Below are 15,826 nucleotides of genomic sequence, written 5' to 3'. Positions count from 1 at the left end.
CGGGGGCTATTTTGTCCATTTAAAAAGGAGATTGTAGAATGTCTGATTTACGGGAAAAATTAATTCATTTAGCACATTGTCCATCTGTTAATTGGAAACAAATTTTTACGCTACTTCAACAGAATTCTTCATTACAAAATCTCTACGAGTACTCTCCATCACAGCTTCAAAAACTATTGACTCTCTCGATTGAACGTGCTAATCAAATAAAAAAAGATTTGCAAACTATTCCAATACGAGATATTCTAGATAAATATGACGCTGAGAATATTCAATGTGTCACCATCCTAGATAATGAATATCCTGAACTTTTGCGCCATATTTATGATCCGCCTTGGGTATTATTTGCAAGAGGAAAGGTTTCTCTTCTACACGCTCCAGAAAGCTTAAGCGTTGTAGGAACAAGGAATCCCACTTCATATGGAACTGCAGCTCTGACTCATATTGTTAAGCCGATGCTGCATGAAGAATTTGTCGTTGTAAGTGGACTAGCCTTAGGGATTGACCAGGCTGCTCATGAACTGGCTATCGCTGAAAAAGCTAAAACGATTGCAGTTTTAGGCGGAGGGTTTTATAATATTTACCCAAGAGGAAACCAAAATTTAGCAAGAGAAATTGCGCAGCATCATTTGCTGCTTTCTGAATATGCGCCGTTTATGAAGCCGACGAAATGGTTTTTCCCTCGCAGAAACAGAATTATTAGCGGATTAACAGGAGGCACGTTGGTGGTGCAAGCAAAAGAAAGAAGTGGATCTTTTATTACCGCCGACCAGGCGCTTCAGCAAGGAAGAGAAGTATTTGCCATACCGGGTTCTATTTTTGAAGAAACATCATGTGGAACGAATAAGTTAATCCAATTAGGGGCAAAACTTGTGCAAAGCGCTGCTGATATTACAGATGAAATGATGTATGTAAGATGAATGTTTCAAAGTAGTCATATTCTTGCATGGTATGAAATACTAGTGAGATACGTAGTAAAATCGTATGACTTATCTTTTGGACATTTGACAAACAAGAACCAAATATTTAATAATAATGAAGATTTTATTCTACCTCTTGAGGAGGAACAAATAGATGTCTGACTACCTAGTAATTGTAGAATCGCCTGCAAAGGCTAAAACAATTGAACGTTATTTAGGAAAGAAATATAAAGTAAAAGCATCGATGGGACATGTTCGCGATTTACCTAAAAGTCAAATGGGAATTGATATTGAACAGGATTACAATCCGAAATATATTACAATTCGCGGGAAAGGCCCGGTTTTAAAAGAACTAAAAACAGCGGCTAAAAAAGCAAAAAAGATTTACCTAGCAGCCGATCCAGACCGTGAAGGAGAAGCGATTGCATGGCACTTGGCGCACAGTTTGGATGTAGATATTGCATCGGACTGTCGCGTAGTATTTAACGAGATTACAAAAGAAGCGATTAAAGAATCTTTTAAACATCCACGAGCAATTAATATGGATTTAGTAGATGCTCAACAAGCACGCCGTATTCTTGACAGGCTGGTTGGCTACAACATCAGTCCATTGCTGTGGAAAAAAGTGAAAAAAGGATTAAGTGCCGGAAGGGTTCAATCAATTGCAGTGCGGTTAATTATTGATCGTGAAAAAGAAATTGCAAAGTTTATCCCAGAAGAATACTGGACGGTAAAAGCAACTTTTCAAAAAGGGAACGACCAATTTGAAGGCCAGTTAATCGAATATCAAGGGAAAAAAGTAGAGCTATCGAATGAAAATGATGTAACCAACATTGTTAAACAATTAGATGGAAATGAATTTTCAATTTCTAAAGTAACAAAACGTGAGCGAAAGCGTAATGCGGCTCCTTCTTTTACCACGTCTTCATTACAGCAAGAGGCAGCGCGGAAACTGAACTTCCGAGCGAAAAAAACAATGATGATTGCGCAGCAATTATATGAAGGAATTGATTTAGGAAAAGAAGGTACAGTAGGTCTTATCACGTATATGCGTACCGATTCTACTCGTATTTCAGAAACAGCTCAAACAGAAGCTAGAGATTACATTACGAATGCATACGGAAATCAGTTTGTGGCAACGGAAAAGCGTAAAGAAAAGAAAAATTCGAACGCGCAAGATGCCCACGAAGCGATTCGTCCAACTTCAGCTCTGCGTAAACCAGGAGAGGTAAAAGAGTTCTTATCGCGTGATCAGTATCGACTGTATAAGTTAGTATGGGAACGCTTCGTTGCTAGTCAAATGGCACCTGCAATTATGGATACAATGGCTGTAGATTTGAAAAATGGAGACGTAACATTTAGAGCAAACGGCTCGAAAGTTAAATTTCCAGGCTTTATGAAAGTGTATGTTGAAGGCAATGATGATCAAGTGGAGGAGAAAGAAAACCTTCTTCCAGACTTAGAAGAAGGAGAAGTAGCTTATTCTAAGGACATCGATGAAAAGCAGCACTTCACACAGCCGCCGCCAAGATATACTGAAGCTCGTTTAGTCAAGACATTAGAAGAGCTAGGCATTGGCCGACCGTCTACATATGCTCCAACACTTGACACGATTCAAAAGCGCGGGTACGTAGCGCTCGATAACAAGCGTTTTGTTCCAACAGAACTTGGAGAAATTGTACTAGAGCTTGTATTGGAGTTTTTCCCGGAAATTTTAGATGTAGAGTTTACAGCTAAAATGGAAAACGATTTGGATGAAGTGGAAGATGGTAATGTTCAATGGGTGCGTGTTATTGACGAATTTTACAGTGATTTTGAAAAACGCTTAGAACATGCTGAAAAAGAAATGCGCGAAGTGGAGATTAAAGATGAACCAGCCGGAGAAGATTGTGAAGAATGCGGTTCACCTATGGTATACAAAATGGGACGCTACGGAAAATTTATGGCATGCTCTAATTTCCCTGACTGCCGCAACACAAAGCCAATTGTAAAAGAGATTGGCGTAAAGTGTCCGAAATGTGAAGAAGGAAATATTGTTGAGCGAAAATCGAAGAAAAAGCGAACATTTTATGGCTGTGATCGATTCCCGGGCTGTGACTTCGTATCTTGGGATAAGCCAATTGCAAGAAAATGTCCGAAATGTGAAAATCTGCTTGTGGAGAAGAAACAGAAAAAAGGAACTCAAGTCGTCTGTACAAGTTGTGATTATAAAGAGGAAGCTCAGCAGTAAAAGAGAATGGGATGAATTCCCACACTTTAAATTTAAAAATAGCAGTTATATAAGATGCGGCGACATTGCTTCATGTGCTAAAATGGAAACGTTATTAGCGACATTGAGTAATGTCGCATTTTCTTTGTCCCGTTAAAAAAGGAAAAGACAAGTAAATGAATAAGGAAAATGATAGAAAAGATAGAAATGAAGTTGGAGGATTTACAATGAATGAACAAGTAATTAATGTTATCGGAGCAGGTCTTGCTGGAAGTGAAGCAGCTTGGCAAATCGCAAAGCGCGGTTTGAAAGTCCGCCTTTATGAGATGAGACCAGTGAAGCAAACACCTGCTCATCACACGGACAAATTTGCTGAATTAGTATGTAGTAATTCACTGCGTGCGAATACATTAACAAATGCAGTTGGTGTGTTAAAAGAAGAAATGCGATTATTAGACTCTGTAATTATTCGTTCAGCAGACGAGTGTGCTGTTCCAGCAGGTGGAGCACTGGCTGTTGACCGCCACGAATTTGCCGCTCGTGTGACGGAAAGCGTTAAAAACCATCCGAACGTAACGGTTGTTAATGAAGAGATTACGGAAATTCCACAAGGACCAACTGTTATTGCAACAGGTCCGTTAACGTCAAAAGATTTATCGGAAAAGCTGCGCGCGTTAACAAGTGAAGATTATTTATATTTTTACGATGCGGCTGCACCTATTATTGAAAAAGACAGCATTGATATGGATAAAGTATATCTTAAATCTCGCTATGACAAAGGGGAAGCTGCCTATTTAAACTGTCCAATGACAAAAGAAGAATTCCAGCGTTTTCATGAAGCATTAATCAATGCAGAGACGGTTCCTTTAAAAGAATTTGAGAAAGAAATTTATTTTGAGGGATGTATGCCAATTGAAGTAATGGCTTCACGCGGAGAAAAAACAATGCTCTTTGGACCAATGAAACCAGTTGGGTTAGAAGATCCGAAAACAGGAAAGCGACCTTATGCAGTTGTTCAGCTTCGTCAAGATGATGCAGCAGGTACATTATATAATATCGTAGGTTTTCAAACACATTTAAAATGGGGAGCACAAAAAGAAGTATTAAGCTTAATTCCAGGTCTAGAAAATGCAGAAGTAGTACGCTACGGAGTTATGCATAGAAATACGTTTATTAATTCTCCTAAATTGTTAAAGCCTACGTATCAATATCGTGAGCGTGATGACTTATTCTTTGCTGGACAAATGACGGGAGTAGAAGGGTATGTAGAATCAGCGGCGAGCGGACTAATGGCAGGAATGAACGCAGCTCGACTTGTACTTGGTGAAGAATTGGTTGTATTGCCGCAGGAAACGGCGATTGGCAGTATGGCTCACTATATCACACATACAAGCGCTAAAAACTTCCAGCCGATGAATGCCAACTTTGGCTTATTCAAAGAATTGGAAGTGCGAATCAAAAACAAACAAGAACGAAATGAAACGCTTGCTAAAAGAGCATTGGAAACTATTCAGAATTTTACAACAAAATAATCAAAATTGTTTGCAAGGGCTACTTAATTGTGATAATATTTAGTAGCCCTTGTGAGGTGATAACATTGGAATTTGTTAAAGATGTATTAAATTCCTTTCTAGAATATTTACAAATTGAGAAAAACTATTCAAAATATACAGTTGACTGCTATGAAAAAGACATAGGTATCTTCATGTCTTTTATGCAGGAAGAGCAAATACAAAACCTACAAAGTGTTACATATGCTGATGCAAGGCTGTTTTTAACACGCCTATATGAAAAGCAGTATTCAAAAAGATCGATGTCACGCAAAATTTCTTGTTTGAGAACGTTTTATCGTTACTTAAATAGAGAAGAATTAGTAGAAGATAATCCATTTGCGCTCGTTACCCTTCCTAAAAAGGAAGAGCGAAATCCTCGCTTCCTGTATGAAGAGGAGATTGTGAAATTATTTCAAATGAATGACTTAACAACTCCGTTAGGGCAGCGTAATCAGTCTCTATTAGAATTGCTGTATGCCACCGGAATACGAGTGAGTGAATGTGCATCTATTAAGCTTAGCGATATAGATTTTTCACTTCAAACTTTGCTCGTATATGGCAAAGGGAAAAAACAACGGTACGTGCCATTTGGCTGTTATGCCAAGGACGCTCTTAGAGTATATATAGATAATGGAAGAAAGCTTCTTTTAAAAAAGGCTCCTTCTGATACTCATTCGCTCTTTTTAAATTATAAGGGGACACCGTTGACAGACCGAGGCATACGCTTAGTCATTGATCAGTTAGTAAAGAAGACCGCTGAGAATATACATATTAGTCCACACGTTTTAAGGCATACTTTTGCGACTCATATGTTAAATGAAGGGGCAGATTTACGTACAGTTCAAGAAATGCTAGGTCATGAACATTTATCAACCACTCAAATATACACACATGTGACGAAGGATCGTTTAAAGGCAGTTTATATGAATCACCATCCTCGCGCATAAAAGGAGGAGTTAATTTGTCTACTTTCCATGCTACTACGATTTTTGCGGTTCAGCATAACGGTCAATGTGCCATGTCTGGGGACGGACAAGTAACGTTCGGAAATGCTGTTGTGATGAAACATACTGCTCGAAAAGTAAGACGTCTATTTCAAGGGCAAGTTCTTGCCGGCTTTGCAGGTTCAGTAGCTGATGCATTCACTCTTTTTGAATTATTTGAAACGAAGCTTGAAGAGTATAACGGAAATCTTCAGCGTGCAGCCGTTGAGCTTGCTAAACAATGGAGAAGTGACAAAGTATTGCGAAAGTTAGAAGCAATGCTTATTGTTATGAACAAAGATAACTTACTGTTAGTATCAGGAACGGGTGAAGTTATTGAACCGGACGACGGCATTTTAGCAATTGGATCAGGCGGAAATTATGCTTTATCAGCGGGGCGTGCATTAAAACAACATGCTGGCGAACATTTAACAGCTAAAGAAATTGCAAAAGCAGCTTTAGATGTAGCAAGTGAGATATGTGTTTATACAAATGATCATATTATTGTAGAAGAACTGTAGGAAAGGGGATTTTTTTATGAATTCTCATTTAACACCTCGACAAATTGTAGAAAAGCTCGATCAGTATATTATTGGTCAAACGAAGGCAAAGAAAGCGGTCGCTGTTGCGCTGCGAAATCGCTATCGACGCGGTCTGCTAGACGAATCTTTACGTGATGAAGTTGTGCCGAAAAACATTTTAATGATTGGTCCTACAGGTGTGGGTAAAACCGAGATTGCACGCCGCTTAGCTAAGCTTGTCGGTGCACCTTTTATTAAGGTTGAGGCAACAAAATTTACGGAAGTTGGATATGTAGGACGCGATGTAGAATCAATGGTTCGTGATTTAGTGGAAACGTCAGTTCGACTTGTGAAAGAAGAAAAAATGAACGGTGTGCGTGATCGCGCAGAAGAAAATGCAAACAAGCGCATAGTAGAGCTTCTTGTTCCAAGCAAAAAGAAGCAGCAATCGTTTAAAAATCCGTTTGAAATGATTTTTTCAAACGGTACACAGTCAAGCGATACGGATCCTGATCAAGATGAGGAAACGAATATTGCAACGAAGCGCAAGCAGATTGCTCATCAGCTTGCTTTAGGAGAGCTTGAAAATCATTATGTCACAATTGAAGTAGAAGAGCAACAGCCTTCTATGTTTGATATGTTACAAGGTTCGGGTATGGAACAAATGGGCATGAACATGCAGGATGCCTTAAGCAATTTTATGCCTAAAAAACAAAAAAAGCGCAAACTTACTGTTAAAGATGCACGAAAAGTATTAACAAATGAAGAAGCGCAAAAATTGATTGATATGGATGAAGTGACGCAAGAAGCTGTGAATCGTGCAGAACAATACGGAATTATTTTCATTGACGAAATTGATAAAATTGCTCAGAAAAATGGTAATTCATCTTCCGCTGATGTTTCACGTGAAGGCGTGCAGCGAGATATTTTACCAATTGTAGAAGGGTCAACGATTGTTACAAAATATGGCGCAGTCAAAACTGATCATGTTTTATTTGTAGCAGCCGGTGCTTTCCATGTATCAAAACCGTCGGATTTAATTCCAGAATTGCAGGGGCGATTCCCAATTCGGGTTGAATTAACGAAGCTAACCGTTGAAGATTTTATAAACATTTTAGTAGAGCCAGATAATGCGTTATTAAAGCAATATGCGGCATTATTGGAAACTGAAGGTATACAAATTGAATTTTCTGACGATGCTATACGTAAGATTGCAGAAATTGCATATCAGGTAAATCAAGATACAGACAATATTGGTGCAAGAAGGCTTCATACGATTTTAGAACGTTTGCTAGAGGATTTATCGTTTGAAGCACCAGAAGTAACATTAGAGAAAATTGTGATTACTCCGCAGTATGTGGAAGAAAAATTAGAAAAAATCGCTAAAAACAAAGATTTGAGTCAATTTATTTTATAGAACTGAAATCGCAGGAGGAAGAGTACTAATGGATTTATTAGGGAAAACTAGAAAGATTAATGCAATGCTACAAAAAGCAGCTGGTAAACCAGTAAACTTTAAAGAAATGGCTGAAACACTTTGCGAAGTGATCGAATCAAACGTATTCGTAGTAAGCCGTCGCGGTAAATTATTAGGAATCGCTGTTAAACAGCAAATTGAGAATGCGCGCATGAAAGATATGTTAGAAGCACGCCAGTTCCCAGAAGAATATACTCAAAGCTTATTTAACATTCAAGAAACATCTTCTAACTTAAACATTGAAAGTCAATATACAGCTTTCCCAGTTGAAAATAAAGACTTATTTGATGCAGGACTAACAACAATCGTTCCAATTATCGGAGGCGGAGAGCGTCTAGGTACGCTTGTACTATCTCGTTTAGACCGTCAGTTCGAAGACGATGATTTAATCCTTGCTGAATACGGTGCAACGGTAGTAGGTATGGAAATTCTTCGTGAAAAAGCAGAAGAAATTGAAGAAGAAGCACGTAGCAAAGCTGTTGTACAAATGGCAATTAGCTCATTATCATACAGTGAGTTAGAAGCTATTGAGCACATCTTTGAAGAGTTAAATGGAAATGAAGGACTATTAGTAGCAAGTAAAATTGCTGACCGCGTTGGAATTACACGTTCAGTAATCGTAAATGCGCTACGTAAATTAGAAAGTGCTGGCGTTATCGAATCACGTTCTTTAGGAATGAAAGGAACTTACATTAAAGTTCTTAACAACAAATTCTTAGTAGAGCTTGAAAAATTAAAATCTAACTAAGTTTATGAACCAAAAAGCACACGGGCTTTGCCCGTGTGCTTTTTTTGTATGCTCTCAATACGAAAAGATTCGCTGTGAGTTAAGACGATTCGTTCACTATTTTTATAAATCTTTAACAAACTTCATATAAAAATCTAAAAATTATATTATAGAATCTTCAAATAGTAAAAAGATACTAGTTGATTACAAATCGTTACTTTTATTACATATTGTTCAGGACTTATGGCATATATTTTGATTTTAAATTTAAAAAATAGAGCTAAAGTATAGCATTGATGTTAAAATATGCTTGGAAAACGAATGAAAATTTTGGTTTATAGTCCAAAAGTTCTTAAAAAAGGATAGACATTGCATGAAGTTTTTCTTACAATAAGTTCTGTGGTACTAAAGTCGAAATTTGTCTCATTTTTGAGGAAAATAGAATAGATAAGCAGGTGTAAGAATTGAGTTTGTTTTCAACTACTTTTCAAACAATTGAAAATGGAATTAGCTACGCGTCACAAAAGCAGCAGACGATTGCACAAAATATCGCAAACGTCGATACTCCAAATTATAAATCGAAAACAGTATCGCGTACGAGTGAATTTCGAGATTTATTACATAACGAGTTAGAAGCATATCAGACTGATTCAAAACATATCCCATTTTCCGATTCATCCCAGCGAGTGATTACCCAGCAAGGCAACACTTCCTATCAAGCAAATGGAAACAATGTGGATATGGATAAAGAGATGGCGGATATGGCTGAAAATCAAATTTACTATGAGGCGCTAGTAGATCGTTTAAATGGAAAATTTAATTCTCTTCAAACAGTCATTAGAGGAGGTAAATAAGTTTGACTATTTTTCAAAATATGAATATTACATCTTCAGCTTTAACTGCCAATCGTTTAAGGATGGACGTTGTTTCATCTAATATGGCGAATGCTGAAACGACAAGAGGGACGTACGTTAATGGTGAGTGGCAGCCTTACAAAAGAAAAATGGTTGTCATGCAGTCTGATCGTTCGCCTTCTTTTTCGTCCGTCTTACACTCCGAAATCAATAAAAATCAAAACAATGGTGTAAAAGTCACAGATATCGTAGAAGATAATACTCCTTTTAATTTAGTATATAACCCGACGCATCCAGATGCGAATGACCAAGGGTACGTGCAGATGCCGAACGTAGACCCTTTAAAGGAAATGACGGATTTAATTAGTGCTACTCGATCTTATGAAGCAAACGTGACGGTCTTTAATACAAACAAAAGTATATTAACAAAGGCGTTAGAAATTGGGAAATAAAGGAGCGATAAAATGATTAATGGTATCAGCAATCAAATAGCCATAGCAAAAACAGCAGCTTCTACTAGCACTGGACAAACAACTCAACAGTTTTCAACGTTTTTAAAAGACTCAATCAATGAGTTAAACAATACTCAACGCGCTTCGGATATAGCGACTGAAAAGCTTGCTAAAGGAGAAAACGTCGAACTCCAAGATGTAATGATTACTGCTCAAAAAGCAAGTATTACGATGCAAACGGCTCTTGAAATACGCAATAAAGCTGTTGAAGCCTATCAGGAAATGATGAGAATGCAAATGTAATTGAGCGGTTATTAAAGAAAATGAAAATAGTAATAACCGGAGGAATACCATGAATGAAAGAATAGCTCTTTATCGAGATAAGATGAAAGTCTTTTGGAATAATCGCAAAAAAGGACAGAAAATAGCCCTTATCGCTGCTCCTCTTGCGGCTATTCTAGTCATTAGTTTAGCATCTGTTTTTTTAAACCAGGATAAATTTGTCCCTCTTTATAGCAATCTATCGGCTCAAGAAACAGGACAAATCAAAGCGGAGCTTGATGCTAGAAGCGTTCCTTCAGAAATCTCTGATAACGGAACAACCATTTCGGTGCCTGAACAAAGCGTTGACTCGCTAAAAGTTGATTTAGCTGCACAAGGAATTCCTGATAGCGGAAGTATCGACTATTCGTTTTTTGGGAAAAATGCGAGCTTTGGTATGACAGATAATGAATTTGATGTGTTAAAACTCGATGCGATGCAAACTGAATTGGCTAACTTAATGAAAAACATTCAAGGAGTCAACGATGCAAAAGTGATGATTACCCTTCCCAATGAAAGCGTCTGGGCGAATGAAAAGCAGGGAGAAGCATCAGCATCGATTGTGCTTAATACAAAGGCTGGTTATAAATTTGATGAGCAGCAAATTAAATCTCTTTATCATTTAGTATCCAAAAGTGTGCCAAACCTTCCTACAGATAATATCGTCATCATGAACCAATATTTTGAGTACTTTGATTTAAAAGGTAACGAAACGAATTCAGCTTCTAGCTCATTTGCTTCGCAGAACGAAGCGAAAAAAGAAGTTGAGCGAGATATTCAGCGTCAAGTGCAGCAAATGCTAGGAAGACTGGTCGGTCAAGACAAAGTAATGGTCTCTGTTACAGCAGATCTTGATTTTACACAGGAAAATCGCGAAGAAAAGCTAGTAGAGCCTGTTGATAAAGATAATATGCAGGGAATTGCCGTTAGCGCTGAAAAAATTAATGAAACATTTTCTGGTAAAAACGCTCAAGATGGAGGCGTTGCTGGAACAGGAGAAGAAGATACAACAAATTACTCATCCAGTACAACAAGTGGAGACGGAGACTACGAAAAAAACGAAGAACGAATTAATTATGAAGTGAATCGAATTCATAAAGAAATCGTCGAAAGTCCATACAAAATTCAAGATCTTGGCATTCAAGTAATGATAGATCCGTCCAATGCAAAAGGGAAATCACAAGTTTCCGATACGCTTGAGTCAGATGTTCAAAAAATGTTAGGTACAATTGTCCGTACTTCTATTTCAAAAGATGCAAATACGAAAGCTCTCTCGGATAACGCGGTCAGCGATAAGATTACCGTTTCCGTTCAGCCGTTTAATGGACAAGAAACAGATGACAACACAGCAAGTTCGATTCCATTGTGGATGTATATAATCGGAGGAGCACTGCTGCTTATTATTGTTGTTCTTATTGTGCTGCTGGTTAGGAAAAGGCGTCAAGACTTAGATGAAGAGGAATATGATGAAGAGTATGATGAAACTTTTGAAGCATATGAAGCGGCACAAAAAGCCCCTGTTTTAAGTGCTGAACAGCAAACAAAAAGCAATCTTGAAACGTTAGCGAAGCAAGACCCGGAAGAGTTTGCAAAACTGCTGCGAACATGGATTAGTGAGGATTAGGAGGAAAGCTAATGGTAAAGGCTATGCAAAAAAATGAGTTAACTGGAAAGCAAAAAGCAGCAATTTTGTTGATTTCTCTCGGTCCTGATGTATCAGCTTCTATCTATAAACATCTTAGTGAAGATGAAATTGAGCAACTAACGCTTGAAATTTCTTCAGTGAGAAAAATAGAGCCGTCTCTAAAAGAAGCTGTTCTTCATGAGTTTGAACAAATAACGCTTGCGCAAAACTATCTTGAAAAAGGAGGCGTAAGCTATGCGAAACAGGTGTTAGAAAAAGCACTTGGACCAGAGCAGGCTATGATGATTATCAATCGATTAACTTCTTCTTTGCAAGTTCGTCCGTTTGACTTTGCCAGAAAAGCTGATCCTATGCAGCTGTTAAATTTTATTCAGCATGAGCATCCTCAGACGATTGCCCTTATTTTATCTTACTTAGAGCCGCCGCAGGCAGGACAAATCTTATCATCACTGCCTCAGGAAAGGCAAGCGGATATTGCAAGACGGATTGCAACGATGGGAAGTACGTCTCCGGAAGTCATTAATGAAGTGGAGCAAATTTTGGAGAGAAAGCTTTCTGCTACTGTTACCCAAGACTATACCCAAACAGGTGGTTTAGAAGCAGTAGTTGAAGTATTAAATGGAGTAGACCGAGCAACTGAAAAAATTATTATTGATACGCTTGAAATTCAAGATCCGGCATTAGCAGAAGAAATCAAACAGCGAATGTTTGTATTTGAGGATATCGTAACGCTCGATAACCGTTCTATTCAGCGTGTGATACGAGATGTAGAAAATGATGATTTATTGTTGAGCTTAAAAGTAGCAAGTGAAGAAGTGAAATCTATTATTTTTAAAAATATGTCTAGCCGTATGGTGGAAACGTTTAAAGAAGAAATGGAATTTATGGGTCCTGTGCGTTTGAAAGATGTAGAGGAAGCTCAGTCACGTATCGTTGCTGTAATTAGACGTTTAGAAGATGCTGGTGAAATTGTACTAGCTCGAGGTGGAGGAGACGATATTATTGTCTAATATTATTAAATCAACTTATACGAACAAACTTTCAGACGAAAACGCTAAGCACATTCGAGTCATTCCATTTGGTTTTCCGATACAAGCTGAGCCTGCAGAAGAACATCTTCAGCAAGAAAATGCACAGCACGTTATTGAACAAGCGCACAGCGAAGCTGAAATAATAAAGGCCGAGGCAGACGCTTACCGCAAACAAGCTCAAAACGAAGTTGAACGTTTGAAAAAGCAGTGGGAAGAAGAGAAGGTGCTGCTGTTTCAACAAGAACAAAAGCGAGGCTATGAAGAAGGATACGAAGAAGGGCTGCTTCAAGGAAAACAAGAGTATGAGCATGTATTAGCCATGTCGCGAAACATTGTTGACGAAACAAAAAATCAGTACTACGAATATATAAATCAATCTGAAGAAGTCATCTTTGAATTAGGTTTCGCCCTAGCTGAAACGATTTTAAATGAGCAGCTTCAAAGAGATGAATCATTTTTATCACTTGTTGCAAGGTCTTTAAAAGAAGTTAGAGAACATAAAGAAATCCAGCTTTTTGTTTCTCCGAAAAAATATGCATATGTATGTGAACATAAACGAGAACTGTTCGATTTATTAAACGGAGAAACCGGGCTATTTATTTATGTAGATGAAAATCTTCAGGAAATGGATTGTGTCATCGATTCCTCTTATGGTCGTCTTGTTGCTTCTTTTGATAGTCAGTTAACAGAAATGAAGAAAAAATTAAAAGAACGTTTGTTAGAGGAGAGTAAACATGAAAGTCGCACAACTCATTCATGAAATCCCGCACACATCTTCTTTTAAACGGTACGGGAAAGTCAGCCGAGTAGTAGGAATGATGATTGAATCTAAAGGACCTAGAACGTCAATAGGAGATGTTTGCTTTATTCATCTTAGTGAACGAGGAGATAAAATTCGTGCAGAAGTTGTTGGTTTTAACGGCGAGCACGTCGTTTTAATGCCTTATACGTCTGTTCGATATATCGGACCTGGCTGCCTAGTGGAAACGACAGAAAAACCTCTGCAGGTAAGCGTGGGAAAAGAGTTAATAGGTCAAGTGCTTGATTCGTTAGGGAACCCTTTAGACGGGTCCGAACTTTCTCATTATTTGCCGTTTGTTTTAACTGATCAAGACCCCCCTAATCCCTTAGAGCGCCCGCCTATTGAACAGCCGATTGAAGTAGGGGTACGAACGATTGATAGTTTGCTAACAGTAGGTCAGGGGCAGCGCATAGGTATTTTTGCAGGAAGCGGTGTTGGGAAAAGTACGCTGCTCGGGATGATTGCACGCAATACAAAAGCAGATATCAATGTCATTGCCCTTGTAGGCGAGCGAGGAAGAGAAGTTAGAGAGTTTATTGAGCGAGATCTTGGAGAGGGAGGGTTAAAGCGCTCCGTTGTAGTAGTTGCTACCTCGGATCAGCCTGCTCTCCTTCGAATGAAAGCAGCATATACAGCTACTTCTATTGCTGAATACTTTCGAGATGAGGGGCTGAGCGTCATGATAATGATGGATTCTGTTACTCGTGTAGCAATGGCTCAGAGAGAAATTGGATTAGCCGTAGGTGAACCTCCAACTACCAAAGGTTATACACCATCTGTTTTTGCTAGCTTGCCAAGGCTGCTTGAACGTACAGGAACTAATCAACATGGATCTATTACTGCTTTTTACACTGTATTAGTAGACGGTGATGATATGAACGAACCTATTTCGGATACGGTGCGAGGCATTATAGACGGACATATTGTACTAGACCGGGAGCTGGCTAATAAAGGTCAATATCCGGCCATTAATGTCTTAAAAAGCGTTAGTCGCGTGATGAACCATATCGTAAGTGAACGGCATAAAGAAGCAGCTGAAAAACTGCGTTCATTAATGGCTACCTATGCTAATTCTGAAGACTTAATTAACATAGGTGCCTACAAAAGAGGATCTTCTGCTTACATTGATGAGGCAATCCACTATCATCCTGTCATTGATGCATTTTTAAAACAAAAAACGAACGAACATCCATCATTTGAAACAAGTGTAACAAAGCTCTGTGAACTGTTTGTGAAAGGTGAGTAAATATGGCATATGAATTTAGGTTATCTAAAATAATGGCAATCAAGTCAAATGAAAAAGATGAACTGCTATCTCAATATAATCAATCCTTACAGCAGTTTGAAACAGCGGGTGAAAAGCTTTATAAAAAGTTAAAAGAAAAAGAAACGCTGATTGAACAGCATACGGGCAAAATGAAGCAAGGGCTTTCTATTTTAGAAATTACGTCATTTCAGCAGTTTTTAACAAGTGCCGAACGAGTGATTGAGAGGCTGCAACAAGAGGTCATGTTTGCAAGACAGCAAATGAACTTAAAAAAACTGAAGCTAGAAGAAAAGAATATAGAAGTAAAGAAATATGAAAAGTTAAAAAAGAGAGACTACGATTCTTATATAACCGCGGAAAAACAGTTAGAAGCGAAGCAAATGGATGAGCTGTCGCTACAGCAGTATATGCTGCATAGGAATTAGGTGGAAAACATGGCTAATCAAAAAGAGTTAAGAGAAGAGTACGAAGAAGAAAAGTCTTACAGTAAAAGCCAAGTGTTTTTATTTTTAATCTTTATTCCAGCGGTGTTCCTCATCTTGGCGGCTTATATTGTTCTGACACTTTTAGGCGTTAATGTAAATGATAAAGTTTCAGGTATTACACACGCCATTCCGTTTGTATCAAGTGAACAGTCGCAAAAAAATGAAAATATTCAAGAAAGCAACGAAGAAATACAAAAGCAGGTTGAGAGCCTTCAAAAGAAGCTGAGCACGAAGGAAAAGCAAATCACAGCTTATGAGAAAACGATCACTACAAAAGATCGTCAAATGGATGAACTAAAAATTGAAATGCGCGATATGGAAGAAAAAGCCGATGATGAAGCGAAAAAACAAAAGAACAATCAGCTGGCAAAAAAAGATGTCATTGCTACCTATGAAAACATGTCTCCTAAAAATGCAGCACTTATCTTTGCCGAATTAAAAGAAGACAAAGCGGTCGCGATGCTTAAGCAGTTCAAAGCGAGTACAAGAACGGCAATCTTAGAAAAAATGGATCCGAAAGTAGCTGCACGCTATACGACATTGTTAACAGATCAGATTGATGAATAAAAGCAGAGGTGA

The 15,826-nt window shown here is 38.2% G+C and carries 16 protein-coding genes; all 16 read left to right on the top strand.

Annotated features, from left to right (window positions below; genetic code table 11):
• Positions 1-38: 38 nt before the first annotated feature.
• The 16 genes from dprA (at position 39) to ACN6NE_RS05510 (ending at position 15,814) form a co-directional block, all read left to right on the top strand.
• On the top strand, positions 39-920 hold the full coding sequence (gene dprA, locus ACN6NE_RS05585; protein WP_129704492.1) for a DNA-processing protein DprA: 882 nt from the start codon (positions 39-41) through the stop codon (positions 918-920).
• A gap of 154 nt (positions 921-1,074) precedes the next feature.
• Positions 1,075-3,150, top strand: coding sequence for a type I DNA topoisomerase (gene topA, locus ACN6NE_RS05580; protein WP_013058887.1), 2,076 nt, complete (start codon positions 1,075-1,077; stop codon positions 3,148-3,150).
• 206 nt (positions 3,151-3,356) lie between these two features.
• On the top strand, positions 3,357-4,661 hold the full coding sequence (trmFO, locus tag ACN6NE_RS05575) for an FADH(2)-oxidizing methylenetetrahydrofolate--tRNA-(uracil(54)-C(5))-methyltransferase TrmFO (protein WP_013058886.1): 1,305 nt from the start codon (positions 3,357-3,359) through the stop codon (positions 4,659-4,661).
• 65 nt (positions 4,662-4,726) lie between these two features.
• On the top strand, positions 4,727-5,629 hold the full coding sequence (gene xerC / locus ACN6NE_RS05570) for a tyrosine recombinase XerC (RefSeq protein ID WP_014458427.1): 903 nt from the start codon (positions 4,727-4,729) through the stop codon (positions 5,627-5,629).
• A 14-nt stretch (positions 5,630-5,643) separates the two neighbouring features.
• Positions 5,644-6,186: an ATP-dependent protease subunit HslV gene (hslV, locus tag ACN6NE_RS05565; RefSeq protein WP_013058884.1), complete on the top strand. Its 543-nt coding sequence runs from the start codon at positions 5,644-5,646 to the stop codon at positions 6,184-6,186.
• Between the two features lie 16 nt (positions 6,187-6,202).
• Positions 6,203-7,603: an HslU--HslV peptidase ATPase subunit gene (gene hslU, locus ACN6NE_RS05560; RefSeq protein WP_129704484.1), complete on the top strand. Its 1,401-nt coding sequence runs from the start codon at positions 6,203-6,205 to the stop codon at positions 7,601-7,603.
• 28 nt (positions 7,604-7,631) lie between these two features.
• Positions 7,632-8,411 (top strand): GTP-sensing pleiotropic transcriptional regulator CodY, encoded by a 780-nt coding sequence (gene codY / locus ACN6NE_RS05555; protein WP_013058882.1) that lies wholly within the window; start codon positions 7,632-7,634, stop codon positions 8,409-8,411.
• 443 nt (positions 8,412-8,854) lie between these two features.
• Positions 8,855-9,244 (top strand): flagellar basal body rod protein FlgB, encoded by a 390-nt coding sequence (gene flgB / locus ACN6NE_RS05550; RefSeq protein WP_028411435.1) that lies wholly within the window; start codon positions 8,855-8,857, stop codon positions 9,242-9,244.
• A gap of 2 nt (positions 9,245-9,246) precedes the next feature.
• Entirely contained in the window at positions 9,247-9,696 is a 450-nt protein-coding gene (gene flgC / locus ACN6NE_RS05545) for a flagellar basal body rod protein FlgC (RefSeq protein WP_013084799.1), read from the top strand.
• A 12-nt stretch (positions 9,697-9,708) separates the two neighbouring features.
• Positions 9,709-9,999 carry a flagellar hook-basal body complex protein FliE gene (fliE, locus tag ACN6NE_RS05540; protein ID WP_014458432.1) on the top strand — a complete coding sequence of 97 codons (291 nt, stop codon included), beginning with the start codon at positions 9,709-9,711 and terminating at the stop codon, positions 9,997-9,999.
• A 49-nt stretch (positions 10,000-10,048) separates the two neighbouring features.
• Positions 10,049-11,641 (top strand): flagellar basal-body MS-ring/collar protein FliF, encoded by a 1,593-nt coding sequence (gene fliF, locus ACN6NE_RS05535; RefSeq protein WP_474324841.1) that lies wholly within the window; start codon positions 10,049-10,051, stop codon positions 11,639-11,641.
• A gap of 11 nt (positions 11,642-11,652) precedes the next feature.
• The gene (gene fliG, locus ACN6NE_RS05530; RefSeq protein ID WP_129704476.1) at positions 11,653-12,672 is read left to right on the top strand and encodes a flagellar motor switch protein FliG; all 1,020 of its coding nucleotides are present in this window, start codon (positions 11,653-11,655) and stop codon (positions 12,670-12,672) included.
• Positions 12,665-13,453: a flagellar assembly protein FliH gene (gene fliH / locus ACN6NE_RS05525; protein ID WP_474324838.1), complete on the top strand. Its 789-nt coding sequence runs from the start codon at positions 12,665-12,667 to the stop codon at positions 13,451-13,453. The genes fliG and fliH overlap by 8 nt, the downstream gene beginning before the upstream one ends.
• Positions 13,428-14,741 (top strand): flagellar protein export ATPase FliI, encoded by a 1,314-nt coding sequence (fliI, locus tag ACN6NE_RS05520; RefSeq protein ID WP_474324836.1) that lies wholly within the window; start codon positions 13,428-13,430, stop codon positions 14,739-14,741. Before fliH ends, fliI begins: the two co-directional genes overlap by 26 nt.
• Before the next feature lie 2 nt (positions 14,742-14,743).
• The gene (gene fliJ, locus ACN6NE_RS05515) at positions 14,744-15,187 is read left to right on the top strand and encodes a flagellar export protein FliJ (RefSeq protein WP_013058874.1); all 444 of its coding nucleotides are present in this window, start codon (positions 14,744-14,746) and stop codon (positions 15,185-15,187) included.
• A gap of 9 nt (positions 15,188-15,196) precedes the next feature.
• On the top strand, positions 15,197-15,814 hold the full coding sequence (locus tag ACN6NE_RS05510) for a MotE family protein (RefSeq protein ID WP_129704470.1): 618 nt from the start codon (positions 15,197-15,199) through the stop codon (positions 15,812-15,814).
• Positions 15,815-15,826: the final 12 nt, after the last annotated feature.

The sequence above is a fragment of the Priestia sp. 53B2 genome (assembly GCF_056099005.1).
The sequence above is the reverse complement of the archived record's forward strand: the minus strand, read 5'-3'. Positions and strand labels throughout refer to the sequence as shown.

Excerpts from the sequence above, each read along its gene's own strand:
- dprA (WP_129704492.1), top strand. The coding sequence starts at position 39 with ATGTCTGATTTACGGGAAAAATTAATTCATTTAGCACATTGTCCATCT.
- topA (WP_013058887.1), top strand. The coding sequence starts at position 1,075 with ATGTCTGACTACCTAGTAATTGTAGAATCGCCTGCAAAGGCTAAAACA.
- trmFO (WP_013058886.1), top strand. The coding sequence starts at position 3,357 with ATGAATGAACAAGTAATTAATGTTATCGGAGCAGGTCTTGCTGGAAGT.
- hslU (WP_129704484.1), top strand. The coding sequence starts at position 6,203 with ATGAATTCTCATTTAACACCTCGACAAATTGTAGAAAAGCTCGATCAG.
- codY (WP_013058882.1), top strand. The coding sequence starts at position 7,632 with ATGGATTTATTAGGGAAAACTAGAAAGATTAATGCAATGCTACAAAAA.
- fliE (WP_014458432.1), top strand. The coding sequence starts at position 9,709 with ATGATTAATGGTATCAGCAATCAAATAGCCATAGCAAAAACAGCAGCT.
- fliF (WP_474324841.1), top strand. The coding sequence starts at position 10,049 with ATGAATGAAAGAATAGCTCTTTATCGAGATAAGATGAAAGTCTTTTGG.
- fliG (WP_129704476.1), top strand. The coding sequence starts at position 11,653 with ATGGTAAAGGCTATGCAAAAAAATGAGTTAACTGGAAAGCAAAAAGCA.
- fliI (WP_474324836.1), top strand. The coding sequence starts at position 13,428 with ATGAAAGTCGCACAACTCATTCATGAAATCCCGCACACATCTTCTTTT.
- fliJ (WP_013058874.1), top strand. The coding sequence starts at position 14,744 with ATGGCATATGAATTTAGGTTATCTAAAATAATGGCAATCAAGTCAAAT.
- ACN6NE_RS05510 (WP_129704470.1), top strand. The coding sequence starts at position 15,197 with ATGGCTAATCAAAAAGAGTTAAGAGAAGAGTACGAAGAAGAAAAGTCT.